Source organism: Pseudoduganella sp. jia 12, assembly GCF_055502675.1.
In genome coordinates, this window is sequence record NZ_JBUXKP010000017.1 from 90,502 (window position 1) to 115,485 (window position 24,984).

A 24,984-nucleotide genomic window follows, 5' to 3' on the forward strand; every position below is an offset into this window, starting at 1 on the left:
ATCCACGGGTGCTGCTGGCTATGATCGCTGGGCGATCACCTTGCCGTCTCTAACATTCGAGCGTAACGTCGAGGTTGTAAATAATGCAGAAGATACGAACAGGACCATAACGCATGTCACCAGCCCCACATATCGAAAACGGTCCCAGGAAGCAGTACAAGGATTTTCCCAAAGGAGACGCGCGGCGCTATTTTGTTATTCTATTGGCGATCGCAAGCATGCCAAAGGGTGAGGCTACGCTGCATCGCGTGGCAGAGCAGGCTGGATGCGCGAGGTCCGAAGTCCAACATGCAGTCGACAAACTGTGCGGCGAGTTTGGCGTGCTCCTTGAGCGGCGCGGCCCGGCATTCCATCTTGCTTCTTGGGGGGTGCTGAAGAAGGCAGCGTTACACGCCCATATCGACGAGCTTCTTCATCGTGACTAGACGGCGGAGCGTTCTCAAGTGGTTGCGCTACGACCGCTGCGCGGAAACGCACTGATACCGAGTACTGCGGCGGACAGACATTGACGATGTTGGACCAAGCCGACAGGGTAATTTGACGGATGATGTCTTACAGACTAAAGTTCATCATGCCGCCATCAGTTGGTTCGGCTGGCTAGCGAGGCACGCTCTCGAAACCTCGTAGGACCTGCACACACCAGGTCAGAGCTCCTGTAATTTTCCGCCCTCTTTGGGCTGACCGGCTACGCTGGGTTCCGGTCTACTTCGCCAGGCACTTCCCCATTGCACCGATAAAACGAGCCTCTATTGGACTGGCCGGTGCAAGCACGTCCATTCGACCAGCATCCGTCCCGTACAGGCTTGCCCTACCTTTTTAACGCGCCGAATTGGCGCTGTTCATTGGCGTACAGCCCACGATCGAGGTGACGAAGCACCCAGGTTGACGCAAGTGCGCCGTAGTATATTAAACAGTACAAATACCGCTTGAATGTACTGTTTAACATACTATACTGGGGGGTGGTTGGTGACAGGGAGAAGATCATGAACGGATCTGAACGGCAAATCCAACGTGCGTTCGCCCAAGTCGCGCATCTGCGCAAATCGCGCGAACGCGCACGGGCATTCATCGCCTCTCTAGCAGGCGTACTTCAATCAGATGGTGAGGATGGCCTCGCTGCTCAGGTCTGGTGGCTGGTGGAACCAGGCACCAGCGCAAATGTAAGCGTGGCCGCAGCTGAACGCATTCGGCAAGCGGTCGATGCACTGCCGAAGCTGGCATAAGGAGGGGCCTCGTGATGTCCAACGTTCATCAGCTTCAGGTAGAGACGAGCTCGAGCCGGCCCGTCCCAAATAGGATCATTCGCCCGTGTGACCAAACGCTCAATCGCGCGGTGTACGAGTTGGAGCAGCAGTTGGGGACCGTCGAGGCGTACAACCGGCTGTGTGAAGCAGCCGCCAAACTCAAGCGCCGGATTGACGACGGCGATGCGAAGAGGCAGTTGGCAATGTTCGCCACTGACCCATCCTGGATCTATCCCAAACAGTTTGATAACGGAGCAGAGAAATGAACGCAACAACCAGCAGCATGGAAACGTTTGTTGATGAGGTGATGACCCTGGTGGATGCCTCGGGCCTGACGTGGGACGAGGCTGTAACTGCCCTCGGTATGGCCAGCAAGACGCTCGCGATGCAGGCGTCCGACGACGGCAACGATCCCGAATACGCCTGCCTGGAGCAAGCCACCAAGTACCTGACGAAAGGGCTGAAATATGGCGCCGCACCGCAGTTTTACACGCTTCATTGACAGCATTACTGACCAGTACACATTTCGGATGAAGGGAGAATGCGATGACCACGATACCTGGATGCCCCGCTTGCGATTCACCTGACGCGATAGTTGGAGACCCCGTTTCGCTCGCCGGTGTCGAAATCGAACAGCGAAAGTGCCAATGCTGCGGCGAGATGTACTACTTCGACCGTGAAACGACTTCGCTCAGTGACCTATCGCGGGCGAGAACGCGCACCCACGGCATGGTCCGGCAGCTCGTATGCGTGTAATCGAAATCGACGAATCACATCGCGCTTGAGGCGCCCGTGTCGGCCGGAAGCTGACTCGTACCAGGAGACTAGCAATGGGAGCTTTGGAACGTAACCGCCGTCACGAAGCGACGACAGTGCCGGTGCATTCGGAAATGAGCAAAGGCATACGTGATGTTTTGGCCGAAAGGCATCGGCAGATCGAGGAAGATGGCTGCAGCCCCGAATTTGAAGATGCGCATGATGGAGCTGAACTAGCGGAAGCAGCCGCGTGCTACGCGCTGACCGCAGCCGCGGCTGCGCCAGAGCAGATTCAAATCCACTGGCCATGGGACGGCAAGTGGTGGAAACCGGCAGACCGCCGCCAAGCGCTAGTGATTGCAGGAGCATTCATCCTGGCAGAACTCGATCGCGTGGACAGAGCACATGTCCAGTCTGATGCCGCTGTTTGGAAAGCTGTAAGAGACCATACGTTGCACACAACGTCTCGGTGACCAGCGAGGATGGCATACCATGAATGCTCTAGCGGATCTCCAGGTCGATTCTCTTCGTGTCCCCCCCATTCGATCGAAGCAGAACAGTCAGTGATTGGAGGTCTGCTCCGCGACAACGCCGCGTGGGATCGGATTGCCGACTTCATTCATGCGGACGATTTCTATCGGTATGATCACCGGACCATCTTCGAACAGGTGGTCCGTCTCATCAACGCTGGCAAACCGGCGGACGTGATCACAGTATATGAAGCGCTCACCACGCTGGGCCAAGCTGATGATGTCGGAGGCCTCCAATACCTGAACGCCATGGCGCAAAATACGCCGTCCGCAGCGAATATCCGGCGCTACGCGGAAATCGTGCGGGACCGTGGCGTACTGCGCAAGCTGATCACGGTGGCCGACGAAATCTCCGGTAATGCGTTCAGCCCACAAGGCAAGGAAGTCAAGCAGATGCTTGACGAAGCAGAGTCGAAGATCTTCGCCATCGCGGAGCAGGGCGCTCGAGGTTCCGCCGGTTGGACCGCAGTTCAGCCGCTGCTCACGCAGGTCATCGAGCGCGTGGACGAGCTGTACAGCCGTGAGGGCAGAAGCGACATTACAGGCGTGCCCACCGGTTTCGCTGACTTGGACCGTATGACATCTGGTCTTCAACCGGGTGATCTCATTATCGTGGCCGGTCGACCCTCCATGGGCAAGACAGCATTCGCAGTGAATATTGGCGAGCATGTCGCGATAGAAGCTGGCCTGCCGGTGGCGATTTATTCTATGGAGATGGGCGGAACACAGCTTGCGATGCGTATGCTTGGCTCCGTTGGTCAACTCGATCAGCATCGGTTGCGTACAGGGAGGCTGAACGACGCAGACTGGCCGCGGCTGACGCACGCAATCCAGAAGATGAACGACGCCCAACTGTACATTGACGAGACACCGGCACTGAACCCGATCGAGATGCGCGCGCGTGCTCGGCGCCTCGCCCGCACATGCGGCAAGCTGGGGCTAATCATCGTCGACTATCTCCAGCTGATGCAGGGATCGCAGCCGAGTGACAACCGAGCCGCAGAGGTGTCGGAGATTTCTCGTTCTCTGAAAGGACTTGCGAAGGAGTTGCAGTGTCCTGTTATCGCATTATCCCAACTGAATCGTTCGCTTGAACAACGGTCGAACAAGCGACCAGTGATGTCCGACCTGCGTGAATCCGGCGCTATCGAACAGGATGCAGACGTGATCATTTTCTTGTACCGCGATGAGGTCTACAACCCTGATTCGCCGGACAAGGGCACGGCAGAAGTCATCATCGGCAAACAGCGTAACGGCCCGATCGGTGCGATGCGCCTTACGTGGATGGGGATGTACACGAAATTCGGAAACTACACTGGCAACCTGCCGATTTACCAGGGTGATTGACTGTCAGATGAGCTTTTTCGGGAGAGGCAATGCGCGGACTCGACACACGGGTATTGTTGGCACGAACGCGAATCCTGTTCTTGGTGGATGCCGCAGCAGCGAACGAGCAGATGGACCGGGTAAGGAAGCAGGCGGAGGCTGACGGCTGGATTGATGCCGCAAACGGCTATCACACGGTACCGCTGATGTTTGCGGACGAGCCTAGCCTTGTGCAAAAATGGATAGAGGGACACCATCGCTACACGCACTTCGACGCTGAGAAATGGGCTGAGAATTGCGATAAGTGGGCAACATCGGCGAACCATGGCTGCGGGCTGTCCTATGATCTTTTCAGCGAACGACTATGTAACGCGGTTGATTACGCTTTAGAGAGACTGGCGCCGATACATCATGCAGAGGCGATAGATATTGCCATCCATTACGGCTATGAGACAGTTGATGCTCGCGCAGAAGCCGGTCGCTGGGACAGCTATGATGGCTATTGCAACCATGGAATCCAGTTGGGCTGCTGCCCGGCAGGCTGTGGCTCCGGACCCGACGATTGATTTCGCCGTGCGTCGCCCGCTTGCCCGCGGCGCCATGTTGGCGGGCCGCGACAGGCGGCGAAATAGGTCGGCGCATGCATACATGATCGCGGCAAATGGGCGCACACTGTCCAGTACCGGGTCGACGAGCCCGGATCAGCTGGGGGCGATTGCGATGAATGCGATTCTCATCCGGATATTGGCCGCGATGGCGACTTTGCTGGCCGCGTTGTACGGCACGCCATTCCGTGCGCAGACGGATGATGAGCGCTGGCTGCATCGCTCCCTCGCGGCGGCGGTGGACCAGGTGGCCGGGGAACGAGCGCTGGCCCTCGACCCCGCGCTGCGCAAGCGCATCGTCGGCGAAGGAGACACGATGATGAGCGTGTTCTGCGTCAGCCCGGAGCAGCTGCGCCAGTGCCGCGAAGGGCTCACGGCGTCCCGCGTCCGTGCCGACGTGGCACGGCACCTGGGTCAACTCCAGCAAGGCAGCCCCACCCTGCGGCGTGTCGCCGCAAGCCTGGCGCTCGCGATCGGCCAGGACCTCGCCAGCGCCGGCGATCTGTCGGACTTGCCGAACGACACGGGCGTCGTCCTGCTGCCCGATGACGCGCGCGCCGGCACGGTCCTGCTCTCCAGTGCGGCGGGCAAGGCCAGGATCGGACGCGCGGCGGGAACGGTGATCCTGCTGCCCGGCACCTACCGGATCAGTGTCGTAGAGGGCACCACCGAGCGCGGCGGCACCGTGACCGTCGCCCGGGGAAGCCGGGTACCGCTGGCATTGTCCGGCAGCGCTGCCGCGCACGCGTCGTTCGGCAGGCTCGATCCACCGGACGCGTCGTTCTGTTTCAACAGCGGCGAAATCCGCTTCGACGGGCCCGTGGGCATGTTCAACTGGGGGCGTGCGACATTCGTCGAGCCGGACGCCACGAAACAAGCCGCGCTGGCCGCGACAGCGACCGTACCGGCCGTTTCCGTCCGGCTGGAAGACCGCGCGGGCGTTTGCGGGGCCACCTGCGCCCGTTCCCTGGGGATCGCGTTCGCGGAAGCCATCACCACGTGGAAGGCCGGGTGCGAACGCTGCGACCAGAATGCGATGTCCGTACTGACGGTCGGCACGATGACGTGGGTCGATAGCCGCATCGCCAGCCGGCTGCGCGCCGCCGCCGGCAACCCTCCCCTCGACCTGAACCGGAAGGTGCCGGACGAAATGGCACGCCGCACGCCGCCCTCCATCGTCATACCCCGCAGTGCGATCTTCGGCTTCGAACAGGTCACCGGCGATACCGCGTTGACCCGTGGCGCGTGCGCGCCCGGTCTCGAGAACGGTGCCCCGTGGGTGGCTGCGCTGCAGGCGGGCGTCTGCGGTCGCTCATGGGGGGGCGTGCCGCGCATCCAGCCCGTGCTGCGGCTGCTCCCGGGTCCCACCCAGTGCGGCCCGGCCAGCGACTTCCTCGCATGCGGCCTGCCCGACCGCGACATCGAGATCTCGATCGCCATGGACCGCTTCGAACTGAGCGGCGCGCAGCCACCGCTGACGCTCGGCAGCGCCGATGCGGCGCTGGCCATCGATCTGCGTGCTGTCATCCTGCACGAAGTCGGGCACTGGTTCGGCGTCCCTCACTTCGAGACGACGGGCTTGCCAGGCCCGGACATCATGGCCGAGACCTATGGCGCGGGCCGGCCTTGCGTTTCCGGCGTCAGCCTGATGATGCTCAATAACGCGGCCGACATGCGCTGGGGATACCGCGTCCGCGAAGGCAAGGGCTTGCGGCGACCCATGCGCAACCGCTCGCCGGCGCCCACACGTTGAGCCACCTGAAGAGGAAACCATGACACGCCCATACCACCTCGTGGCGGCCACCTTCCTTGTCGCGCTGAGCAGCCGCGCGGCGTCCGCGGACACGCCCGCCGCGGCGTGTACCGATCCGGCCCGCTATCCGTATCCGGAGGCCGCCGCGGCGGCCGAAGCATGGCGGAGTGCCGCATTCGCCGCATCGCCCGGCTTCTTGCGCGGCATACTAACCGAATACTGTGCGGAGGCGGTTAAGGTGGCCAAGGAAAAGGGGCTGTCGAACGAACAGGTCGACCAGCTCAGTGGCAAGGTGCTGCGCAAGATCCTGGATAAGGAGGCGGACGAGACAAACCAGCGGCCGACGGCCGGGGCCCTGTTGCGTGCGGAGCTGGGCGCGGCGGGCTTGTCGCGGCCCGTACTCAAGCGCGGAGCGCGGCTCGTCATCCGTTACGAGCAGGAAGTGGATGCGTTCCAGGTCGGCGCCGACACGTTCCCGAAGCGGGGGGTGCTCTTCGTGCCGCCAGGGCAGGTGGTGGTGCAGGGTATCCGGAACGGCAAGCCGGTGTGCAGCGATAACCTCACGCTGCTCGCCGGCCGGGAGCACCGTTATACGTGCGCGGCGGGGCGCCCGTGACCCGGCTGCGCCGCGTGTGGCGTGCGTTGCAATCCCCTACCGTGCTGTATTTACTCGGCACGGCGGTGCTGTACTGCGCATCGCGCTTCGTGCCGGAAGGCGCCACGGATGGAACGTATACGCTGCCCGACGGCGTCAAGGCGTCGCTCGACTATTTCGCCGAGATCAGCAAGGTGGTCGGCGGGCTGGCCACGGCCCTCGTCGGCGGCTGCGGCGCGCTCGTCATCAAGGGCCGCGAGTGGAGCGTGCATTGGGGCCCGTACGACGCCGCGGCCATCGTTGGCGCGCTGCTCGCCGCGGCGGCCTCGTTGTACGGCGTCTACCTGGGCCATATTACCGTGCTGCAGATGACGATCGAAGGCGTCTTCGACCCGTTCCAGTCGCGGCTCGGCGCCGCCCTCGCCATCCAGTACTACGGCCTGCTGCTGGGCGTTTTCCTGTTGGGGCTTGTGTTTACACGGATGCTGTCGCATCGCACATGAGCGATCGGAACGACCGCGCGCCCAGACGGGCACGCATATTGATGCGCCCTGCCACTGCGCCGACGGCGGCGCCACGGCCCGGCCAAACAATCCGGGACGACGATAAATCAGCTTCCGTCACTCCAGCCGCTTCAGCCGCTGCCTTAGAATCCCTGATCTGACCGCGACACCATCGACGGTCCCGCACAGCGCCCCTCCCGTGCCGATCTTCTCGACCGTGACGGGCGTTTCCAGTTCCGCGGCCGCCTTCTCGGCCCATAGGCTGGCGGCGCTCTGCCCCTTGAACAGTTCCTAGCCGTCGTAGATGACGGTGGCGTCGAAGACCGGTTTCGCGATATCGTCATGATGCGTTCTCCTTACAGCGGGAAGGCCGCGTCTGGTAACGCGGACGCGCAGCAGTTGTGTCCGGATGTCGGCGATCGCACGCGGTAGGCAGCTTACCGCAGGTACCAGCACAGTCGGGCAACTGGGCTCGTGCCGCAAATCACAGACTTGCCTCGCAGCGTGCCTCAGGCCTTCATCTGCCTACGGACTTCGTCATGCATACGAACGCAACCTGCCTGCTGCTTGCCGCCCTTGCGTGCGGATCGGCTTCCAACCCTACGCAACCGGCAAGCCCGCACTTGGATGGCCAGCCCAATTCCCAGCTCAACAACCAATTCAATACTGGAAGTGCAGGCACGCTAAGCGTGCCCGACATCAGCAGCACCAGAGGCATGGCATTACCGCTCGTCGTGCCGCATTGCAAGCCGAGCGCCACGATCGGTAGGTCCGGCACAACGACGCAGCAGGGGACGATCGACAACTGGGCCCCGGCAATGAGTCTTGGCACTACCAGTATCACCAATTCCCGCGGCTGCTCGACGTCACCAGACGCGAACGGTTCGTCCACTGTCAATAACGTTGGTACCTGGGGAATCATCGGACCAAACAATGTGGCGCCCATGCCAACCCCGGTTAAGCCAGTTCTGATGACCGTGCCAGGAAGCGTGCCGGCCGGTAGCCCTACCGGACCGGCGAATGGAGGGTCGGCAGGCCGGTGAGCTCACGTTGCTGGCCGGCGGCATGCCCACCTCCCGCACGCGTACAGGGGCGCGACAGGATGACCTCAGCCAAGCGCCGGCGATCGCACACGGATTGCCGCGACGACGACACCGGCTGGGCCGCGGGCCGGCGCCGCGTTGTGGTGCCGGCTGGGCCAAGGTCCCGTCGACCGCGCAGGGCGCCGACTGGCTGCGCCGCCGGGGCGGGCCGACCAGCAGCTGGTGGTGCGCTCCGGCGTGATTGCAGCATCGCGGAGCTGGAAGGGCGTCGTCGGCGCCGTGGGGTGTGCTGGAGGCTAGGCCCTGCCCGGGCGCCGGCGATCGCCGCTAGCGTCGACCATATGCGCGGCCCGCGCGTGCCGTGGCCAGCAGCTGGTGGTGCGCGGTGGCGCGAAAGCAGCATCGAGCATCCGGGAGGGCGCGGCCGGCGCCGCACGTGTGCTGACGGCCAGGCTCCGGGGCCGGCGATCGGCGCCGACGCCGACGTCGACCATCTGCGCGGCCGGCGTGCCGTGGCAGCACCTGGCGGTGCCGCGGCGCCGGGAAAGCAGCATAGTGGGGGCTGAAAGGGCGCGGTGAACGCCGCGCAACGTGCTGCGGGCCAGGCCCGCGCGTCGGCGATCGGCGCCGGCGTCGATCGCCGACGCGGCCAGCACGTGCCGTGGCCAGTGTCGGGTGACACAGAACCTGAAAATGCGTCAAGTTAATGAAATCCGCCTAATGCACTAACTGGAAGAATCGTTCACGCAGAGTAATTTATTGCCAAGCACGCAATAGCTACCGTACACTGGTCGAACTTTCGCTTTTTGCCAAAGCGGACTAGGTAGACGACCATTAGGAAACACAATGAGGCTATACAATGGAACGCAGTGAAATAAGAGAATCAAGAAAGCTCGCTTTGCTAAAGAAAGTTCGTGAACACGACTATGGAAAGTACTTGTATAAAGCAAGCATCCAGCGGATCAGAGGGTTTTCCGGTGAGGATATTACATTTGAATTTCCAGTCACAGCACTCATTGGGCCTAACGGTAGCGGAAAGTCTTCCGTTTTGGGGGTCGCAGGTTGCGCATACAAACCGATTAAGCCGAGCTATTTCTTTCCTAAAAGCGCCGTCGGTGATGAATCTATGTCTGGCTGGCGAGCCGAATACGAACTCGTAGACAAAGCACTCAATCCACGACAATTGGTCAAACGGAACAGCAATTTCAGGCAAGCCAAATGGGTTAGAGCGGAGGTTGCGGATCGAGTTGTTCTTTTTTTCGGAATTGAGCGCACCGTACCTGCGGGAGAAAAAAACCGATTTAAAAAGCTGACTAAGTCATCTTATGTACACAAAGCCGAACTCCTCGCCCTGGACGCAGAAGTCGCGACTCAAGTCGAGCACGTTCTTGGAAAAGACGTAACTGATTTTCGTATCACAGATGTTGGGCAAGACGAACTGTTCTTAATCGGGAAAAATGGCGATCAGCAGTACTCGGAGTTTCATTTCGGCGCTGGCGAGTCCTCGATTATTAGAATGATTAGTGAGATCGAACAAGCTCCCTCAAACTCCCTCATTATAATTGAGGAAATTGAAAACGGTCTGCATCCAGTCGCTACACGCCGCATGGTGGAGTATTTAATAGATGTTGCTGAGCGAAAATCGGTGCAAACGGTTTTCACAACGCATAGCGATTATGCGCTTTCTCCTCTGCCCAATGAGGCAATTTGGGCATGCATCTCAGGCAAACTAAAGCAGGGAAAATTATCGGTGCAGGCCTTGAGAGCTGTATCGGGCCGTGTTGATAGAAAACTTGCTATTTTTGTCGAGGATGATTTTGCAAAACATTGGGTAGAAGCTATTCTTCGAGAAAAGCTCGGCGCTGAGTTTGAGCAAGTGGAAATTCATGCAGTTGCTGGTGACGGTACCGCAGTCAGTACGCACAGGAGCCATATCCGTAACCCTGCAATTTCCTTCAAGTCACTTTGCGTCATCGATGGCGACTCTGAGCAGCAAGGTGATAATGACCCCGAAAGTGGCATTATCCGACTGCCTGGCGATCAACCTGAGATAAGTGTTTACGACAGTATTTTGTCCAACATTGAACGAGATATCGCGGTCCTAACCGTATCTTGCCAGCGTCCTCCGGAAGCGCAAACGGAAGTCAGGGCGGCCATGGAGGAAATTGTGAGAACAAATAGAGACCCGCACTTACTTTACGTTCAGTTAGGTCTGAAGATTGGTTTTGTATCTGAAGTAATCGTCAGAGGGGCGTTCTTCGCCATCTGGGTGAGAAATAATCCTGATTTTTGCAACGCTTTGGCGATACGCATACGTGAGCTAATTCAGGGGCCGGAAGCTGCATAAACCTTGTCCCAACTTTATTTAAACGACCGTAGACGAATTGTGAGCGGCCATCAGTTCAGCCGCACTCATGCTTTTTGTCATGGAGTATCCCGCAAGACGTAGGATTAACATTCCGGTAATTTCGCGGAAGCACTCCAACACTTCGATCCAACTGGATTCTGGATAATCGAAATCATACGCAGAAATACGAGAAACAAATTTTCCATCGTCTCGTGTGTTATGTAACGATAATGTAATGTGGGAACTAGAGAAGTGTATGTACCCTGAGAGGTTGTCATATACCTCTTTGAGCCACGGATAATCGCCCGAAAGTCTACCGATGAGATAATTGTCATTCATCTGTTCTCTACCGTGGTTCATTCGGTTAATTTGAGTGCCGCTCAATACTTTCTTCGCAAAGTCCTGAGGGTCATCAACCAGCCATGCAGCTGACAACCTCAATCCAGTGTCGATGTGAGTTCGCAGTAATGTCCGTGCCGTAACGAGGTTCCAATTCCGAACCAAAAGCTGCATCGCCTGGTTCGAGCTAAGGGTCCGCTTCACCACGCCGAGGACGAACATGTCCATCGCGTAAAGCTTGCCACCGGTCTGGGCATGGCCTGACTTGTAGTAATCGAGTAAGACCTCTCCATCAGTATCAAGTTTGGACAACAGCGTTTGAACGTTTGGCGTTTGTTGTGGGATATTTTCCATGATTGTCCTATATGCAATCGATTTGCCATTTTATGCGAGGCTAGAAGTGTGCAGGAAGCAATTTAGCATTGATACGTAAGCAGTCTGCCGATATTTATGGCAATCCATCCGAATTCTTCAGTATCTAGGTCAATTCAGCCGAAAATTTTCACTTTCTTGGTCATTTCACCACCTCCGGAGTGTCGAGGATAGTGAAAAATCCTTTGTAATCAGCACCCGGTTTTGACGAAAATCGCGGACTTGTCCTGCACCGGTTTGATCACGCGGCCTGAAGCACCGCGGCCACGGACTCGACAACTTCTTCTTCGTGGATCGACGCCTCAATGACATCCTCTTCAAGCACTTGTTTCGATCCAAGAAGCTCCCAAACCTGTTCATCAATCGTATGAGGAATGATCGGAATGATTACATACACATCGCGCGTCTGGCCGAGCCGATAGGCTCGATCCTCCGCCTGGCGAAGTAAAGCGGGATTCCATGGCATTGAGGCGAAGAGGACATAATTGGCCGAAACTAGGGTAATCCCCACGCCGCCTGCTGCGCGAGTGGTGATGAAGGCCCGACATTCACGATTACCCTCGAATTCGTCAACTGCACGCTGACGGTTGCGAACACTGTCCGAGCCAACCAGCGATACATGATGAATTCCGGCCGCCACGAGTGCCGACTTCAAGGCCTCAACGGTTGACATATATTCGGCGAACACAATGACTTTGTCGTCTGGCCCCAGCGAAAAAATAGTTTCGATAACGAAATCCAGTTTTACCTCTTCCAAGCTCTGCCGCAGCTTCACTATCTTGGGCATCACCGTAAGCGTATTGTCCCGAAGAATGGCATTGTAATTACTTAAGCCTTCTGGGGGCGATAGGTAGCGAAGCTGCCGGTGCTTGACCCCTAGTCCAGTGAGCACATCTTTGCGACGTCGAATCATCCAATTCGACAGTCGTTTCGCCAGCGCGCCGCTACGTTCCTTTGTTCCGGTGAATTCCTTTCGGAAATCGTTGAGTGTCATCCGACCAAGAGCATGGCCCGTCAGGCGAAGTAGCGTGTGCAATTCAACTGTTCGATTGAGCAGCGGCGTACCGGAGATTAGATATCGTCGATTTATCCGGGCCGCTAAAATGAAGGCATTGCGCGTCCGGCCCGCATGGTGTTCCTTCAAATTATGAGCTTCGTCGACCAACATCACGTCGAACTGAAGATTTTGCTCTTTGACCAGCCCGCCAAGCCTCTCATAGTTTGCAATGACCCAGTGACAGCCGTAAAGCGTTGCAATTCTGTCCTCTCCAACCAGTCCCACTACTTCGTCGCGGAACACCGCATGGATCTCACGTTCCCAGTTCAGGCGTAAGGAAGCCGGGCAGAGCACGAGAATACGAGGCGGTTTATCGAATCCGGCGGCGAATCGAGCAGCCACTATCGACTGGCGGGTTTTGCCAAGGCCCATATCGTCACCCAGCAGCGCGCCAACGCGCGAAACTAAAAATCGCACACCCTCGATCTGATAATCACGCAATCCAGTCGAAACAGCAATACGCCTCAGCAATGCTTCGTCGATTGTTACTCTCGCACTGTCCGCGAGCACAGAAGACAGAAAGCCATCGCCGCTCGAATCATCATCAGCCGCTTGACCGAAAACCGGCGGTGGAGCGGCCGGAATTTGGATCGGTGACGGGCCTGATCTTACTGCCCCGAGATCTTCAAGCAGCAAGACCTGCTCATGGACAAAAATATGTTCAGCGTTAACGCCTGCGATCTGTGCCAATGCAGACTTGATCTTCTCAAGATTTGCTGAGGTTGACCAAGCGTTAGCATGCTTCTGAAAAATAGCGCCGATCCGCCGCATTGCTTGGACCATCAAGGAATCAAACCGGGATCCGACGGCAAAACCACCGTCCGTCAGCGGAAATATCTGGACGTCTAGCACTTCAACGAAATAGGTTGGAACAGTATCTTTTGAGAGCAGCGCGATGCGGTGATCGAGGTCATCCAATTCAAAAAATGAAGAGTATTCGGCATAGACGGATTTGATTATGCGAGAGATTGCGAAGACCGGCTGTATGGGCAAAACCCAAAGCCTACGTGATGCACACCAGCTCGCACCTGCGTGTTTCAATTTCCCGGTCAATCCTTCTACAAACGGCAGCCCTAAGCCAATCCGCATACCATCAGAAACGCATCGTTGCAGGACCTGTTGTTTTGCGAGCGAAACTGGCGTAGGAGTGAACATTGCGATTAGCCAGTAAACAATGCACTTCTGATCTTCTCTTGGATTTTTTGCCGAACTGTCGTGTTATTGACCGTTGAGTCTGCCGGATTCACACAGTACTCTGCCACCACATCAGCGCCGGTACCATTCTTCGTAAACTGAAGTTCAAGCCAAATGGGCCGTGCTTGTCCTGGCGAAAGCTCGTATCGAACCGTCTGCGCGAGATGGTAATACGATCCCGCTTGTTTCTCGTGCTTATATCCGTTGTCGAGCGTGTAGGTACGGTCGATTGTTTTCTTATGGATAGCAACTTGTTCCGGAGACTTGAAAGCGAAAGTGCGCATAGCGCGGCCATACAACGTATCAACATCGACAGACTTTTTCAAACCATCAACGAAGTAGCAACCAGCCTCTGCGGTTCTTTTGCTACTAGTGGAAGTGTATTCCACAGGTTGACGTTGGTTGGCGCCCCCCTTGCTTATCTGCTCACCGTTGGATTCGATTTTTAGAATACCGCCCAGAGTGGGATCAACCGTTGTGCACCCGGCAAACGTGCCGGCTGCCAGGCATGATGAAAAAATGAGTATGATTCTGCGCATGGTATTTCCTCTCTTTCGCCGAGCCTGACGAACAGGCCCGGCGAACGCCAATTAGAATTGTGGTTCAGGCTCGTGATACTCAGGATGTTGGCGAGACTGATCGTCAGCGTTCGATCCTGCTGCTCGCCCCCTGGGCGCCGCAAATTCAATATTGCCCACCCGCGCCATGGATAGATAAACATGGCTTGCTTCAACGGCGGAAACGTCAACCTCGTTACCACCTTCATCTCGCGCCGGAAACTGAACGAGGCGGCCTTCGACTTTGACGCGTGCACCTTTCTGCAAAAGCCGAGCGCAGCTTTCGGCATTATGATCGTAGGCGGTAACTCTCATCCAGATACCACCGGTCTGGGAGTAATTCCCATCGTCGTCGCGCGCGTAGTCGTCAAAGAAAATTCGCATTTCGGCCGCTTTGAACTTACGGCCATTGCCGGCAATGCAGTTTTTGATAGCCGGCGCGTCGGCCAAGTTGCCGACACCTTCAAACTTATTTGGCATGACAATCTCCAATGGCGCGATTGATCTGATCGCATAAGGCTGCGCGCCGGCCAGCCTTCGCGAGAAATCGAATGGCTAACTTGTAGATTTGGGGGCCGGGTGATTGGTCGGCGAATTGATTTGTGCTGTTTCAGCGGCATACTTGAAAACTGACCGATTGAGCTTTTCTTGCGCATTTAACGATATGGCGACCTGATTAACGGTTTGATACCAATGCACAAGCTCATCGGGCAATTTGCTGAAGTATTCCTCTAGGGTGTCCCAAGGGATATGGCTAGTATCAGTGGCGCCAGCCTTGCGCCACCGCAGCGACAGCTGACCTGTCGCGGCCCGGGCGTGTAGCGAGAGGTAGAAGGTTCGCCCTTTGATGGACTTCGTTGCTTCAGCCAGGTTGCGCATGTCCTCATGGACCTTGTCAACAGCCTGTCTGGCCTTCATCAGCTCGCGCGCTGCGCCCCTACCCTTAAAGGCCTTTCGGTCAACCCGATGTTGACGAGCCCCGATCCCTGCCCCATCCCCCGACGTTGACATGACAGTTGTGCCATCCGCCAGACCGTTCGCGCGGGCTTTTGGACCACCCCGTTTAAGCTTGATAGGCACTGGAGCAAGGGGAAACGCGCCATTTAGTGGCTCAGCAGCATGCTGGGATTGCCGTGCATCCTTGTTCCGTTTGAGTAGCATTGATCACTCCAAACTTGGGGATACTGCCAAATAATGACGTGTTATAAAAGACCGCGCATTGAGGCATCGTCATCGTGGTCCATTTTCGATGACTGCTGGCGTCCCAATTCAGCACTGACATGTGCCAACAGGGCCTTCTCTTGCGGCCCGAGATTGATGCGCCTACGCGAATGTCGCGGCTGTAGGCGCCCGCTATAAATATCGGGGGGAATGGGGCCAAGAAGTTCTAATACTGCTGCTTGACGACTTGCGGCTTCGCCTGAAGCGCCAGGAACGAAATCGGCACGACAGAGGTCTCGCAATTCTGGGCGCACGAGTAGGCGCTCAAACCGAGCGGTTTCGATGAAGGCCGCGCGTATCGATCGTGTCAGCTCCCGGATACTTTGTCGCCCTTGGTCATCACTCATTTGATCTTTCCGGACAAGCGTCTTGACTGTTCGTACATAATAGTCAAACTGAACGACCAGATCACTAATGGCGTACCCATACGGACTCTTGAAGCCGAGTAGCAAAATTTTGGGATCCGCGGAACGCAGTATTGAATACTCCAGGCCTTTGGCACGTTGGGCGTCCAACTTCTGTTTCAGTCTACCTACCTCGTGCCCAAGTTTTCGATCGATATCGGCCATGAGTTCCTCATGCCTTAATAGCGCCCAGTCTGCATACGGATTGTCCGCGCCCGATAAGAGCCATAGAGTCTTCAAGGCCGCGGCTACTCGCTTTCCGCCAACGATATGCGGATATTGGCCGTTCGGGTCTTTTGCTCGACCCATAAATAGACGAAATGCTTCCTTTGTGTGGAGTGTCATCGTGTCCTCCCCTGAGTTGATCAGGGATCCCAACGATTTCATCCCGGTCGCTTCTTGACTAGTGACCACACTTTCCGCTCCACCGCGGTTATTGTATTCATCCTGCATTGCCTGGATCTCGGAACTACGGTCCAGGTAAAGCATATACCTCGGATAACGCGGATCCGAAGGATCAGGATCGACTGAAGCAATCAGATCCTCAAGAGCGGCACGTTCCTTTTCTATTGCATATCTGTCAGGGAACGGAGAATCATCGTCTGTTTCAAAATGCACTGCCTTCGATGTTGAGAAAGGCGCTGGTATCGATGAATACACGTCCGCTATTGTTGGCAGATTCTGCGACGAGAGATTTTTGCTACCGCCTGAGTCAAACTGCTGTTTTTCGGTACGTTTCATTTTTAGCTCCCCCAGGATTTCTCACTATGAGTATGATTACACATTCGTAATTTTAGTTTTTGCTCGTGACTGTTTATGCACGCAGCTACCGCCTTGCCACGTCGTATGTTGGGAAGGGGTACCGGCGTTAGTTGGTATCAGGGTGCCGTCTACAGGCCCGAACTCGTTGATGACCTGCCACAGCGTAGCTAAGCTGTACTGCGAAAATGCCTGATGCAGCATGTACAAATGCTCGCGAATGTGTGCGCTCGGGTTTGCCTTGCAAATCTTGTGCATTTCTTGGTGAATCGACTCCCTAACGATGGGTGCAGGCATTTGGGGCCGGCCCAGTTTGTGTTCGGAAGAGAGAAGGTTTTTTGCGGCCTGGACTTCGTGCTTGCCCATCTTGAACATTTTCCGCAGTAAATTAATGGATGCGCCGTGGCGGACGAAATACTCCATCATGTGTTTGACCCGTTTCTCGTCGGCCGCTCGAGTCATCGCATGGCTGATTTGCGCTTCGCTGATCGTAACCGTGAACTCGACGTCCGAGTATTGCGTGGAACGCAAGTTCGCACGAATTAGATCTCGGGATTCTTGGCCGAGGTTAGTGCGCAACCACTCTCCATTGATGCCACCTTGAACGAGTGCATGAGAGTTGATCTCCGCCTGATGAAGAAGTTCCTCCATGATTAGCGTTTTGATTATCGGGTCTTTTATCTCGAGCTTTATCATGTTGGTTCTCCCTTCCTGGGAATTACATTGGAATTAAACCCCAGAACGCATGCAGCGTTGATGGCAGGAGCATTAAGTGGCATTTGGCCTTGTGAGTCAGCGATGGCTGTAGGCACAAGATTTGGCGGGGACAGGCGGCATGGATAATGCTCGTACGCGGCATGCGTGGAGCATCCGGGCAAAGCAGATCGGAAATGCGATGAGATGGGATGGGTTAGCCCAGCAATATGGTGACCAGGCACGGGGTGTGCCCGACTGCCACACGGTAAGCTATTGCGGTTAATGTTGAGCATCGTAACTCCTCATGAACATGAGGAGTTGGCCGCAGTATACGAAAATGTGAAGGCGCGATAACGTAACGTGCTTATCGCAAGCCAAAAAGAGTAAATCACCGACCAACCCCGCACGGTCAATTTAGCACAATCTTTGTCATGTCAACATATTTTTGTCACATGAAGTTACTGAGTTAACGCAAAGATATATTCGGTGGTTTTACACTTATTACATAATGGAAATTGATGATGGTTACCGGGCCGAGTGCGAACAGAGAGTATCCGACTAGTGGCCCGCGCTTTGCACGAACGAACTCAGGTTATCGCGAGCGGATAGTGAGATGAAAGCGTCGCTGGAGTGCGACACGTAGCCGTCAGTGATTTGCAAGAAAAACTGTTGACATACCGTTGTCAGACGTCGACTAGCTGCGTGGCCGGCGTGCCGTGGCCAGCACCTGGTGGTGGCGCGGTGCCGGGAAAGCAGCGTCGAGCAGCTGGAAGGGCGCGGCCGGCGCCGCGCGGTGTGCTGCAGGCCAGGCCCGGGCGCCGGCGATCGCGCACGGCGTCGACCAGCTGCGTGGCCGGCGTGCCATGGTCAGCACCTGGTGGCACGCGGTGGCGCCAAAGCAGCATCGAGCAGCTGGAAGGGCGCGGCCGGCGCCGCGCGGTGTGCTGCAGGCCAGGCCCGGGCGCCGGCGATCGGCGGTGGTGTCGGCCAGCTGTGCGGCCGGCGTGCCGTGGCCAGCACCTGGTGGTGGCACGGTGCTGGCAAAGCAGCATCGAGCAGCTGGAAGGGCGCGGCGGGCGCCGCGCGGTGTGCTGCAGGCCTGGGCGCCGGCGATCGGCGCTGGCGTCGGCCAGCTGTGCGGCCGGCGTGCCGTGGCCAGCACCTGGTGGTGGCGCGGTGCTGGCAAAGCAGCATCGAGCAGCTGGAAGGGCGCGGCTGTCGCCGCGCGGTGTGCTGCAGGCCTGGGCGCCGGCGATCGGCGCTGGCGTCGGCCAGCTGTGCGGCCGGCGTGCCGTGGCCAGCACCTGGTGGTGGCGCGGTGCTGGCAAAGCAGCATCGAGCAGCTGGAAGGGCGCGGCCGGCGCCGCGCGGTGTGCTGCAGGTCAGGCCGGGCGCCGGCGATCGGCGCCGACCGGCCGCGCGACCGGCGTGCCGTGGCCAGCACCTGGTAGTGCCGCGGTGCCGGCAAAGCAGCATCGAGCAGCTGGAACGTTTCGTCTAACTGCGCAGCCGCTGAGCGATACCCGTCCCAAGGGCCATTGCCTGTCGCGATCCGCTTCGACGTGGTAATCACGGTCCAGTGGTCCCCGCCGGTGAGGCTATCTTTTCGGTTTGATCCTCATGATGCATTCTCCTGCCTCTAATGTTCAAGGCATTGGCCGAAGGAACGCATCTGCGGTCGCGCATATGTCGATTTCGTGCAAGGCGCCAGTATCGCGATATCGCCCGCGTGCTTCGATCCGCTTCCCGTCCTGAATGCTCCACGCAATGTTAAACATCTCCCGCCCGCAGGGCTTCACTGCTTCCACGTCGCCATGCGCATAAACTACCGCACCCATTTTGCCACCGACAGTGAACTTCAACGCACAGGCTCCGTCGCGGGCGCAATACCGCTCGTTCACGACCACCACCCCCACCACCGCGTCTCCGTTTGGAAGCACCTGAAATTTGTCACGGCCAGGGGCCGCGCAAGCGAGACCGGCGGCAGCGCAGAGCGCAAAGGCGGTAGTCCTCGAAAAAGGGTGCATGGTTGTCCGTTAGACCATGATGTCTTACATCGACGACTCAGGCATGTTGTTACTATGGATTGACTACCTGACCGCCTTTGAGGAAGGATGACCACCATTTTCGATATTCCTCGGCCTCGAAGGTATGATAAACATGCGTGCCGTCGGCGAGCTTTAGACGGAACTCACGGCGCCCGTATGCTTGCTTTTCTGAGTTCACCTCATGAGCTTCCAGAACAGCAACATAGGTTGGATATGAATTGTTTGAAACTAGCTTTTTCCAGAGCATCGTTTTCCTTTTCGATTAATTTGGCCAGAATAAGGCCGAAAGAACCAAGCCAAGTACCAGAAAAATCGCCATCGCGACAGGAAGCCCGATCAAATTAGGGGCACACTCCGTTATCGCAAAGCTCAGGCCAGCGGCAGCCGCCAGTATGAGCGGCAATGTCGTGCCGACGAATTGTCTACGATAGTTTGCTCGCTCGGTTTTCCGGGCCAGGCTGTTGTGTATCTGATCCTGTTGGTCGAGAATCTCGTTGACCCAGTCCGATTCTGGTAGCTTTAATGCGCTCCAGATTGCTCTTCGGGCTTTCATGCCAAGCAGGCCTTCACCGTCGTACCAGCTCTTCAGCCACTTCATCACGTCCCCTCCCTCTCGTGTATCTGCCCGCAATGTGCGAACGTCTCGAAGATAACGATAGTCGTATCTTCTTTTCCTCTTATACCGGGCTGATGCTCTGGTGCCCCTTATGCCGTGAGCGCGACCTCTGCCGCTATCTCAACCCGTTTGAATCCGACTGCCCATACAAATGGGTTAGCATCCCAACTTCCAGGGCCGTTGATCTGCTCCCACAACTGACGATACAGCTCGTAGGCGCTGTCGCGGTAGTGCAATTTCCCATCGGGCATTCCGCAGCAATACAAGCCGTAGACATGGTCCGATTTCAATCGATCCTGCACAATCCCAACCCCTTCGGCAACAGCATCGCTCTCGCTGATCTCGTTCAAGCGCTCCACCCGCACGCTGACGACCTCTAACAGGATTCGGCTGTACTCGCGCTTCATGTGGATGCTGGGTGTCCATCTGGTGGGCGTGCCGATCTCGTCGCCCAGCCTTGCCCACTTCTCGCGCGGGTCCGCCTGGTAGTCAACCCCGATCAGGTAACCTGGTCTGGCCCCAGATCGCCCGGTGCGTCTCCCGAACCCACAGTCTGTCGCCGGGCCGGCCGTAAGGGCAATGGCAGTGTGGGATGTCGGTGCCATGTGGGTTCTTGATGTAGCTCATACCGTCCTTCATGAAAACCCGCCGGCCATCTATCGGCTGATCGCGCAGTGCACGCCGCGTCTGCGTCTTCGTGCCGCCTAGGAGCGCCTGAACCATGGGTGCCGAAAACAAAATTGGCCGATCTTTGCACATGCGTTCCCCCGTGTTTGCGCTCATCTGTTGTCCCAGGCATCTGCTTCACGCGTAGCATCGTTGTAGCCCATGGATGATTCTTGGTACGCATGTCCTGCTCAAGTCGGCCAGGTCTTACCAGTAGAGGCGCGCGTGCTCTTCGCCATGTACGCCAGTGACAAGGAAATATGTGGTTTCCTTCCTCGCTCAAGCTTGTGCGACTAGCCGAGGGAATGAAAGCAGTCTCTAGCTTCGCTGACCACTTCGTCCTCGGGGGACACGTTTCGGGCCACGTTTCTGTCACCAGCATCCCATCGGGCCGCGTCGTTTTCACACTCGCTGCAGACACCAACCAACGCGGCGTAGTCGACGCGAATCCACCAACAACCGCCATCGCATGCATGGAAATCATGGCAACCACAGCCGATGCAATATGCGATAGGTTGTACGCGTTTGTAGTTCATCCCTGTCTCCTGGTCACATCGAACAGAAACACGACGCGCCTTGGGGCTGTATTGGTGGCCGCGGTGCTGCCGGCGTCAGATGCCAGGCCCGTCCGCCTTGAACTTGCCGCCAAAAAGTGGCGTGAAATGTTCGTTTATCCTGTCAGCACTCTTCTGTTTGGCTTTATGAGTGAATTCAGCGGCAGAAGTAGGGTTGGCTTTGACGCGCTGAGAGATGACACGCAATTCTGTCAGCTTCTCCTCCGACGGCTCTGGATAGGCCATTCGCCAGTCATCGACAAGCTGAGAGACAACTGGAGTATTAGCGCTTTCTAGCCCTTCGAGCAGGATGCTTTGTTCCTTGTTTCGCGCAAGCTGTCGCTCAGCCTCACTATGCTGCGATACAGCACAACTCACCATCCCGACAGCCATAGCGATTATGAAAATCCACTTCAACATGGTGATTCCCTTTCTGTACTTGGCCAAGCACCATGCCAGGCCTCCCAATGCGCCAGGCCCGTCGCGCGGGCCGTGAACACTGCGGTGTGCTTTCCGTCACCTTTGACTGGCCGCGAGATAGAACGCCTCGCGTACTGTTCTATTCAAACCAATGTTGGAGTCCATGATCGAAAAACTAGAACCGTCATACTCGGTATTCAACACATAGCGCCCCGACCACCAGCTTTTCGATAGAGTGAACCGTTCTGGAAACATAGGTACATCCTTTAGTACAGCAACCTCCACAGGGAGCCCTGGCAGGCTGTCGCTGAAAGTCACGCCGCACAGTCTCGAACCATTTGGCCTTGCAGCCTCACACGACACTGCTCTCATGTTCGGATCAAGCACACCGGCACGCTGTGCTTCGTCTGCGAGCACCAGCGCGAGATGCTCATTGGTAGACAGCATCCGCAAGCTCGTGAATCCTTCCTTGAGGCCATACATCGCTGCGGTAATGCATAGGCAGAGCACTGCCGCTACCAGCGACACGATGAGCAGGCTCGCCCGAAATTCGCCTGTGGCGTAAGCCGTTTGTGCCATGTCGTTCTCCTATATTGGTTCCTTGATACGGGCGCCGGCGATCGGTGCCGAGGCCGACCAGCTGCGCGGCCGGCGTGCCGCAGCCAGCATCTGGCTTCCTTTTTTTCCTATTCCCCAAGCTCCAGGCGCACGCGGTGTTCCAGATATGCCATCAGAGTGCCCTGCGCCGGGTCCCAGCGCCTCGTGACGTCGAGAACCACAAGCGGGTGATCAAGCAGCCAGTTCGTGCGCCGCTCGGCAGCCAGCGCGCGATTGCGCCATTCGTCCACCTGCGCTTGCAGCCGCTCTAGCACGGCACCCGCGTGACCCATCTTCGTGTTCAGTTCCAACTCCAGTTGGCGCGCCATCGGCGCCAACTCCTGGTGCACGGCCTCGAAGTAACGGGCCTGCGCCGCTGGCGTGGTGCCAGGATGACACGCCATAACCTCCGCGATGCAGGCCTCTACGCGCGGGCTGCTGCTGCTCTCGCATTTGCACGCAGTGCTATCTTTCGCGGTGGCGGCCATGCGTTTTCCGATGACTCTTAATCGATAAGCAGGATTGCAATGCGAACTACGCAAGCTATGGCGAACAGCGCACAAACACCCATCATCGCGACTGGGGGAGACGCAGACCGCGAACTCGAACGGGGATATACCAATGTAGGGATGGCAATCGAAAGTAGAGTGCCAGCAATCAGCAGTACCAGCTCATTCATAAAATTCTCCTAGATCAACAGTTGCGCCATGAAGGGCAACACGCTGCGCTCCGCATCGTTGTCCGTCTCGTGCTGCCATTCTGCCCGGCCGGCGATGTTTGCTTTCGGGCCCGGCCAGATGTTCCCGTGCGGCCTGGCGATTTCGGTAACGCGGTTCCCGTCGACGTGTAGCAACCCCCACCGCGCCGGCAGTTCGTGAGCGGCGATCAGGCCGGCCGGGCAGATGTAGAAGCGGTACAGCCCGACCCCGCCCGACTCTCGATGTGACTTCTTCCGGTCGGCCAAGAAGTCGGCCCGGCTTACCTTAGACTCGATGGTCGCGGAACACTGCGAGCGAAACCCGACCACGTCGGCACGCTCCCGGCATCCCAGCGCGGTCAGATCGGTGGCGACAACGGCGAACCCGTTGCGCTTCAACCAGGCCGCGCCGATCTTGGCCAGCTCGTCATGCAGTTCGCTCGGCGTAGGCTTTTCCTTGCGCCGGCACCGGCCAGCTGCGAGCGCCGCCTGGGCGCGGTTCGTTCGGTTGTGCGGGCCGAGCTGGGCGTCGACGTCGATCACTTTTGCTGTAGCCGCTTATCGGACGTACACGTTATCGGCGAATCGCCGCAACGCATTTCAGCGGCCCTATATGCTGCGATCGCGGCTGCGGACATACCTCTGCCCCTGCCGACTCACAGTGGAACGTGTTGCCACGCCGACGGGACGCCGGCGGCACCGCATTGTCCCTGCAGGCTATCCACCGCGCCGTCAGGCACTACCTTAACTACATCGTAGGTGCACTTGTGCACCATGTCAAACAGTCTTTTTCAACTTCCCGAGTACTTTTTCTGCGTGCGAAAGGAGAACATCATCGAACCGGCGCCATCTGGCCGCATTTGGATCCGCCAGGAAAGCCTTCCATGCAGATAGTGAATAGGGTTTGATGAGGCCACGATTAAAGAGAGCGAGTGCAGCGGCTTGGGCCAACCCTGCATCTTCGATGAGGGCACGCAAGCGGTCATTGTTCGGGTCGTTATTGGTGTTCATGTGCACCATCGTAGCACGGTAGCATACATGTCCAGTAACCGCTTTTGACCTACATCAAGGTACGGTCGGAAATATATGCTGCAGGCCAGGCCGCCAGTGATCGGCGCCGCCGTCGCCAGCTGCGCGGTCCGCGCGTGCCGTGCCCAGCACCTAGTGGTGCCGCGGCGCCGGCAAAGCAGCATCGAGCAGCTGGAAGGACGCGGCGGGCGCCGCGCGGTGTGCTGCAGGCCAGGCCCGGGCGCCGGCGATCGCGCGCGGCGTCGACCAGCTGCCGGGCCGGCGTGCCGTGGCCAGCACCTGGTGGCACGCGGTGGCGCGAAAGCAGCATCGAGCAGCTGGAAGGGCGCGGCGGGCGCCGCGCGGTGTGCTGCAGGCCAGGCCCGGGCGCCGGCGATCACGCGCGGCGTCGACCAGCTGCCGGGCCGGCGTGCCGTGGCCAGCACCTGGTGGCACGCGGTGGCGCGAAAGCAGCATCGAGCAGCTGGAAGGGCGCGGCCGGCGCCGCGCGCTGTGCTGCAGGCCATGCCCGGGCGCCGGCGATCGGCGCCGCCGTCGCCAGCTGCGCGGCCCGCGCGTGCCGTTGCCAGCACCTGGTGGTGCCGCGGCGCCGGCAAAGCAGCATCGAGCAGCTGGAAGGACGCGGCGGGCGCCGCGCGGTGTGCTGCAGGCCAGGCCCGGGCGCCGGCGACCGCGCACGGTGTCGACCAGTTGCGCGGCCGGCGTGCCGTGGCCAGCATCTGGTGGCACGCGGTGGCGCGAAAGCAGCATCGAGCAGCTGGAAGGGCGCGGCCGGCGCCGCGCGCTGTGCTGCAGGCCATGCCCGGGCGCCGACGATCGGCGCCGCCGTCGCTAGCTGCGCGGCCCGCGCGTGCCGTTGCCAGCACCTGGTGGTGCCGCGGCGCCGGCAAAGCAGCATCGAGCAGCTGGAAGGACGCGGCGGGCGCCGTGCGGTGTGCTGCAGGCCAGGCCCGGGCGCCGGCGACCGCGCACGGTGTCGACCAGTTGCGCGGCCGGCGTGCCGTGGCCAGCATCTGGTGGCACGCGGTGGCGCGAAAGCAGCATCGAGCAGCTGGA

General features: G+C 58.3%; 28 protein-coding genes and 2 pseudogenes. 13 read left to right on the forward strand and 17 right to left on the reverse strand.

All coding sequences use genetic code 11. From position 1 onward, the window contains the following. Nucleotides 1-113 precede the first annotated feature (113 nt). The 10 genes and pseudogenes from ACY65G_RS28185 to ACY65G_RS28230 all read left to right on the forward strand — a co-directional run bounded on the left by ACY65G_RS28185 (nt 114) and on the right by ACY65G_RS28230 (nt 7,312). Nucleotides 114-425: a hypothetical protein gene (locus ACY65G_RS28185; RefSeq protein WP_465000595.1), complete on the forward strand. Its 312-nt coding sequence runs from the start codon at nt 114-116 to the stop codon at nt 423-425. Between the two features lie 558 nt (nt 426-983). After that, nucleotides 984-1,223: a hypothetical protein gene (locus tag ACY65G_RS28190; RefSeq protein ID WP_465000596.1), complete on the forward strand. Its 240-nt coding sequence runs from the start codon at nt 984-986 to the stop codon at nt 1,221-1,223. An 11-nt stretch (nt 1,224-1,234) separates the two neighbouring features. Continuing rightward, complete coding sequence (locus tag ACY65G_RS28195; RefSeq protein ID WP_465000597.1) at nt 1,235-1,510, forward strand: hypothetical protein; 276 nt, start codon at nt 1,235-1,237, stop codon at nt 1,508-1,510. Continuing rightward, complete coding sequence (locus ACY65G_RS28200) at nt 1,507-1,746, forward strand: hypothetical protein (protein WP_465000598.1); 240 nt, start codon at nt 1,507-1,509, stop codon at nt 1,744-1,746. The genes ACY65G_RS28195 and ACY65G_RS28200 overlap by 4 nt, the downstream gene beginning before the upstream one ends. A 328-nt stretch (nt 1,747-2,074) precedes the next feature. Further along, nucleotides 2,075-2,473 (forward strand): hypothetical protein, encoded by a 399-nt coding sequence (locus tag ACY65G_RS28205; protein ID WP_465000599.1) that lies wholly within the window; start codon nt 2,075-2,077, stop codon nt 2,471-2,473. A gap of 19 nt (nt 2,474-2,492) precedes the next feature. Beyond that, a pseudogene (locus tag ACY65G_RS28210) lies at nt 2,493-3,877 on the forward strand (replicative DNA helicase). 29 nt (nt 3,878-3,906) lie between these two features. Further along, complete coding sequence (locus tag ACY65G_RS28215) at nt 3,907-4,422, forward strand: hypothetical protein (protein ID WP_465000600.1); 516 nt, start codon at nt 3,907-3,909, stop codon at nt 4,420-4,422. A 154-nt stretch (nt 4,423-4,576) separates the two neighbouring features. Beyond that, entirely contained in the window at nt 4,577-6,214 is a 1,638-nt protein-coding gene (locus ACY65G_RS28220) for a hypothetical protein (RefSeq protein WP_465000601.1), read from the forward strand. Between the two features lie 19 nt (nt 6,215-6,233). Next, nucleotides 6,234-6,830: a hypothetical protein gene (locus ACY65G_RS28225; protein WP_465000602.1), complete on the forward strand. Its 597-nt coding sequence runs from the start codon at nt 6,234-6,236 to the stop codon at nt 6,828-6,830. Continuing rightward, complete coding sequence (locus ACY65G_RS28230; RefSeq protein ID WP_465000603.1) at nt 6,827-7,312, forward strand: hypothetical protein; 486 nt, start codon at nt 6,827-6,829, stop codon at nt 7,310-7,312. Before ACY65G_RS28225 ends, ACY65G_RS28230 begins: the two co-directional genes overlap by 4 nt. Nucleotides 7,313-7,829: 517 nt before the next feature. Here ACY65G_RS28230 and ACY65G_RS28235 read toward each other — a convergent pair. Beyond that, nucleotides 7,830-8,258, reverse strand: coding sequence for a hypothetical protein (locus ACY65G_RS28235; RefSeq protein ID WP_465000604.1), 429 nt, complete (start codon nt 8,256-8,258; stop codon nt 7,830-7,832). 956 nt (nt 8,259-9,214) lie between these two features. On the opposite strand from ACY65G_RS28235, the gene ACY65G_RS28240 reads away from it, so the two are divergent. Further along, nucleotides 9,215-10,702: an ATP-dependent nuclease gene (locus ACY65G_RS28240; RefSeq protein ID WP_465000605.1), complete on the forward strand. Its 1,488-nt coding sequence runs from the start codon at nt 9,215-9,217 to the stop codon at nt 10,700-10,702. 18 nt (nt 10,703-10,720) lie between these two features. Here the strand turns inward: ACY65G_RS28240 and ACY65G_RS28245 are convergent, their stop codons facing one another. From ACY65G_RS28245 to ACY65G_RS28280, 8 genes are all read right to left on the reverse strand, one after another. Beyond that, nucleotides 10,721-11,395 carry a hypothetical protein gene (locus tag ACY65G_RS28245; RefSeq protein ID WP_465000606.1) on the reverse strand — a complete coding sequence of 225 codons (675 nt, stop codon included), beginning with the start codon at nt 11,393-11,395 and terminating at the stop codon, nt 10,721-10,723. A 259-nt stretch (nt 11,396-11,654) separates the two neighbouring features. Next, nucleotides 11,655-13,625 (reverse strand): DEAD/DEAH box helicase, encoded by a 1,971-nt coding sequence (locus ACY65G_RS28250; RefSeq protein WP_465000607.1) that lies wholly within the window; start codon nt 13,623-13,625, stop codon nt 11,655-11,657. 5 nt (nt 13,626-13,630) lie between these two features. Then, nucleotides 13,631-14,203, reverse strand: coding sequence for a hypothetical protein (locus ACY65G_RS28255; protein ID WP_465000608.1), 573 nt, complete (start codon nt 14,201-14,203; stop codon nt 13,631-13,633). Nucleotides 14,204-14,254: 51 nt separating this feature from the next. Next, nucleotides 14,255-14,701, reverse strand: a complete 447-nt coding sequence (locus ACY65G_RS28260; protein WP_465000609.1) for a single-stranded DNA-binding protein — start codon at nt 14,699-14,701, stop codon at nt 14,255-14,257. 75 nt (nt 14,702-14,776) lie between these two features. Further along, entirely contained in the window at nt 14,777-15,382 is a 606-nt protein-coding gene (locus tag ACY65G_RS28265; protein WP_465000610.1) for a hypothetical protein, read from the reverse strand. A 41-nt stretch (nt 15,383-15,423) separates the two neighbouring features. Continuing rightward, nucleotides 15,424-16,587: a PFL_4669 family integrating conjugative element protein gene (locus ACY65G_RS28270; RefSeq protein WP_465000611.1), complete on the reverse strand. Its 1,164-nt coding sequence runs from the start codon at nt 16,585-16,587 to the stop codon at nt 15,424-15,426. Nucleotides 16,588-16,623: 36 nt separating this feature from the next. Continuing rightward, on the reverse strand, nt 16,624-17,301 hold the full coding sequence (locus ACY65G_RS28275; protein ID WP_465000612.1) for an STY4526/YPO1902 family pathogenicity island replication protein: 678 nt from the start codon (nt 17,299-17,301) through the stop codon (nt 16,624-16,626). Between the two features lie 694 nt (nt 17,302-17,995). Then, nucleotides 17,996-18,334 carry a hypothetical protein gene (locus tag ACY65G_RS28280; RefSeq protein ID WP_465000613.1) on the reverse strand — a complete coding sequence of 113 codons (339 nt, stop codon included), beginning with the start codon at nt 18,332-18,334 and terminating at the stop codon, nt 17,996-17,998. 1 nt (nt 18,335) lies between these two features. Between ACY65G_RS28280 and ACY65G_RS28285 the strand changes: the two genes are divergently transcribed. After that, nucleotides 18,336-18,752: a hypothetical protein gene (locus ACY65G_RS28285; RefSeq protein WP_465000614.1), complete on the forward strand. Its 417-nt coding sequence runs from the start codon at nt 18,336-18,338 to the stop codon at nt 18,750-18,752. Nucleotides 18,753-19,380: 628 nt separating this feature from the next. Here the strand turns inward: ACY65G_RS28285 and ACY65G_RS28290 are convergent. The 8 genes from ACY65G_RS28290 to ACY65G_RS28325 form a co-directional block, all read right to left on the reverse strand. Beyond that, nucleotides 19,381-19,596, reverse strand: a complete 216-nt coding sequence (locus ACY65G_RS28290) for a hypothetical protein (protein ID WP_465000615.1) — start codon at nt 19,594-19,596, stop codon at nt 19,381-19,383. Nucleotides 19,597-19,611: 15 nt separating this feature from the next. After that, complete coding sequence (locus tag ACY65G_RS28295) at nt 19,612-19,947, reverse strand: hypothetical protein (RefSeq protein ID WP_465000616.1); 336 nt, start codon at nt 19,945-19,947, stop codon at nt 19,612-19,614. Nucleotides 19,948-20,054: 107 nt separating this feature from the next. After that, nucleotides 20,055-20,372 carry a hypothetical protein gene (locus ACY65G_RS28300; protein ID WP_465000617.1) on the reverse strand — a complete coding sequence of 106 codons (318 nt, stop codon included), beginning with the start codon at nt 20,370-20,372 and terminating at the stop codon, nt 20,055-20,057. 870 nt (nt 20,373-21,242) lie between these two features. Next, entirely contained in the window at nt 21,243-21,605 is a 363-nt protein-coding gene (locus ACY65G_RS28305; protein WP_465000618.1) for a hypothetical protein, read from the reverse strand. Nucleotides 21,606-21,701: 96 nt separating this feature from the next. Beyond that, a complete protein-coding gene (locus ACY65G_RS28310) occupies nt 21,702-22,184 on the reverse strand; it encodes a hypothetical protein (protein WP_465000619.1) in 483 nt (160 codons plus the stop codon). Between the two features lie 107 nt (nt 22,185-22,291). Then, nucleotides 22,292-22,690 (reverse strand): hypothetical protein, encoded by a 399-nt coding sequence (locus tag ACY65G_RS28315; protein ID WP_465000620.1) that lies wholly within the window; start codon nt 22,688-22,690, stop codon nt 22,292-22,294. A 200-nt stretch (nt 22,691-22,890) separates the two neighbouring features. Further along, on the reverse strand, nt 22,891-23,442 hold the full coding sequence (locus tag ACY65G_RS28320; RefSeq protein WP_465000621.1) for a hypothetical protein: 552 nt from the start codon (nt 23,440-23,442) through the stop codon (nt 22,891-22,893). A gap of 234 nt (nt 23,443-23,676) precedes the next feature. Further along, a complete protein-coding gene (locus tag ACY65G_RS28325; protein WP_465000622.1) occupies nt 23,677-23,910 on the reverse strand; it encodes a hypothetical protein in 234 nt (77 codons plus the stop codon). Between the two features lie 75 nt (nt 23,911-23,985). On the opposite strand from ACY65G_RS28325, the pseudogene ACY65G_RS28330 reads away from it, so the two are divergent. Then, nucleotides 23,986-24,984: pseudogene (locus ACY65G_RS28330) on the forward strand (hypothetical protein); the annotation flags it as partial.

Coding starts and splice junctions, on each gene's coding strand:
- ACY65G_RS28225 (WP_465000602.1), top strand. CDS start 6,234: ATGACACGCCCATACCACCTCGTGGCGGCCACCTTCCTTGTCGCGCTG.
- ACY65G_RS28325 (WP_465000622.1), bottom strand. CDS start 23,910: ATGAACACCAATAACGACCCGAACAATGACCGCTTGCGTGCCCTCATC.
- ACY65G_RS28190 (WP_465000596.1), top strand. CDS start 984: ATGAACGGATCTGAACGGCAAATCCAACGTGCGTTCGCCCAAGTCGCG.
- ACY65G_RS28235 (WP_465000604.1), bottom strand. CDS start 8,258: ATGGGCGCCACATTGTTTGGTCCGATGATTCCCCAGGTACCAACGTTA.
- ACY65G_RS28205 (WP_465000599.1), top strand. CDS start 2,075: ATGGGAGCTTTGGAACGTAACCGCCGTCACGAAGCGACGACAGTGCCG.
- ACY65G_RS28305 (WP_465000618.1), bottom strand. CDS start 21,605: ATGTTGAAGTGGATTTTCATAATCGCTATGGCTGTCGGGATGGTGAGT.
- ACY65G_RS28315 (WP_465000620.1), bottom strand. CDS start 22,690: ATGGCCGCCACCGCGAAAGATAGCACTGCGTGCAAATGCGAGAGCAGC.
- ACY65G_RS28255 (WP_465000608.1), bottom strand. CDS start 14,203: ATGCGCAGAATCATACTCATTTTTTCATCATGCCTGGCAGCCGGCACG.
- ACY65G_RS28310 (WP_465000619.1), bottom strand. CDS start 22,184: ATGGCACAAACGGCTTACGCCACAGGCGAATTTCGGGCGAGCCTGCTC.
- ACY65G_RS28270 (WP_465000611.1), bottom strand. CDS start 16,587: ATGAAACGTACCGAAAAACAGCAGTTTGACTCAGGCGGTAGCAAAAAT.
- ACY65G_RS28245 (WP_465000606.1), bottom strand. CDS start 11,395: ATGGAAAATATCCCACAACAAACGCCAAACGTTCAAACGCTGTTGTCC.
- ACY65G_RS28260 (WP_465000609.1), bottom strand. CDS start 14,701: ATGCCAAATAAGTTTGAAGGTGTCGGCAACTTGGCCGACGCGCCGGCT.
- ACY65G_RS28295 (WP_465000616.1), bottom strand. CDS start 19,947: ATGAAGTGGCTGAAGAGCTGGTACGACGGTGAAGGCCTGCTTGGCATG.
- ACY65G_RS28300 (WP_465000617.1), bottom strand. CDS start 20,372: ATGAAGCGCGAGTACAGCCGAATCCTGTTAGAGGTCGTCAGCGTGCGG.
- ACY65G_RS28275 (WP_465000612.1), bottom strand. CDS start 17,301: ATGATAAAGCTCGAGATAAAAGACCCGATAATCAAAACGCTAATCATG.
- ACY65G_RS28185 (WP_465000595.1), top strand. CDS start 114: ATGTCACCAGCCCCACATATCGAAAACGGTCCCAGGAAGCAGTACAAG.
- ACY65G_RS28215 (WP_465000600.1), top strand. CDS start 3,907: ATGCGCGGACTCGACACACGGGTATTGTTGGCACGAACGCGAATCCTG.
- ACY65G_RS28200 (WP_465000598.1), top strand. CDS start 1,507: ATGAACGCAACAACCAGCAGCATGGAAACGTTTGTTGATGAGGTGATG.
- ACY65G_RS28240 (WP_465000605.1), top strand. CDS start 9,215: ATGGAACGCAGTGAAATAAGAGAATCAAGAAAGCTCGCTTTGCTAAAG.
- ACY65G_RS28265 (WP_465000610.1), bottom strand. CDS start 15,382: ATGCTACTCAAACGGAACAAGGATGCACGGCAATCCCAGCATGCTGCT.
- ACY65G_RS28290 (WP_465000615.1), bottom strand. CDS start 19,596: ATGCTCTGGAAAAAGCTAGTTTCAAACAATTCATATCCAACCTATGTT.
- ACY65G_RS28220 (WP_465000601.1), top strand. CDS start 4,577: ATGAATGCGATTCTCATCCGGATATTGGCCGCGATGGCGACTTTGCTG.
- ACY65G_RS28250 (WP_465000607.1), bottom strand. CDS start 13,625: ATGTTCACTCCTACGCCAGTTTCGCTCGCAAAACAACAGGTCCTGCAA.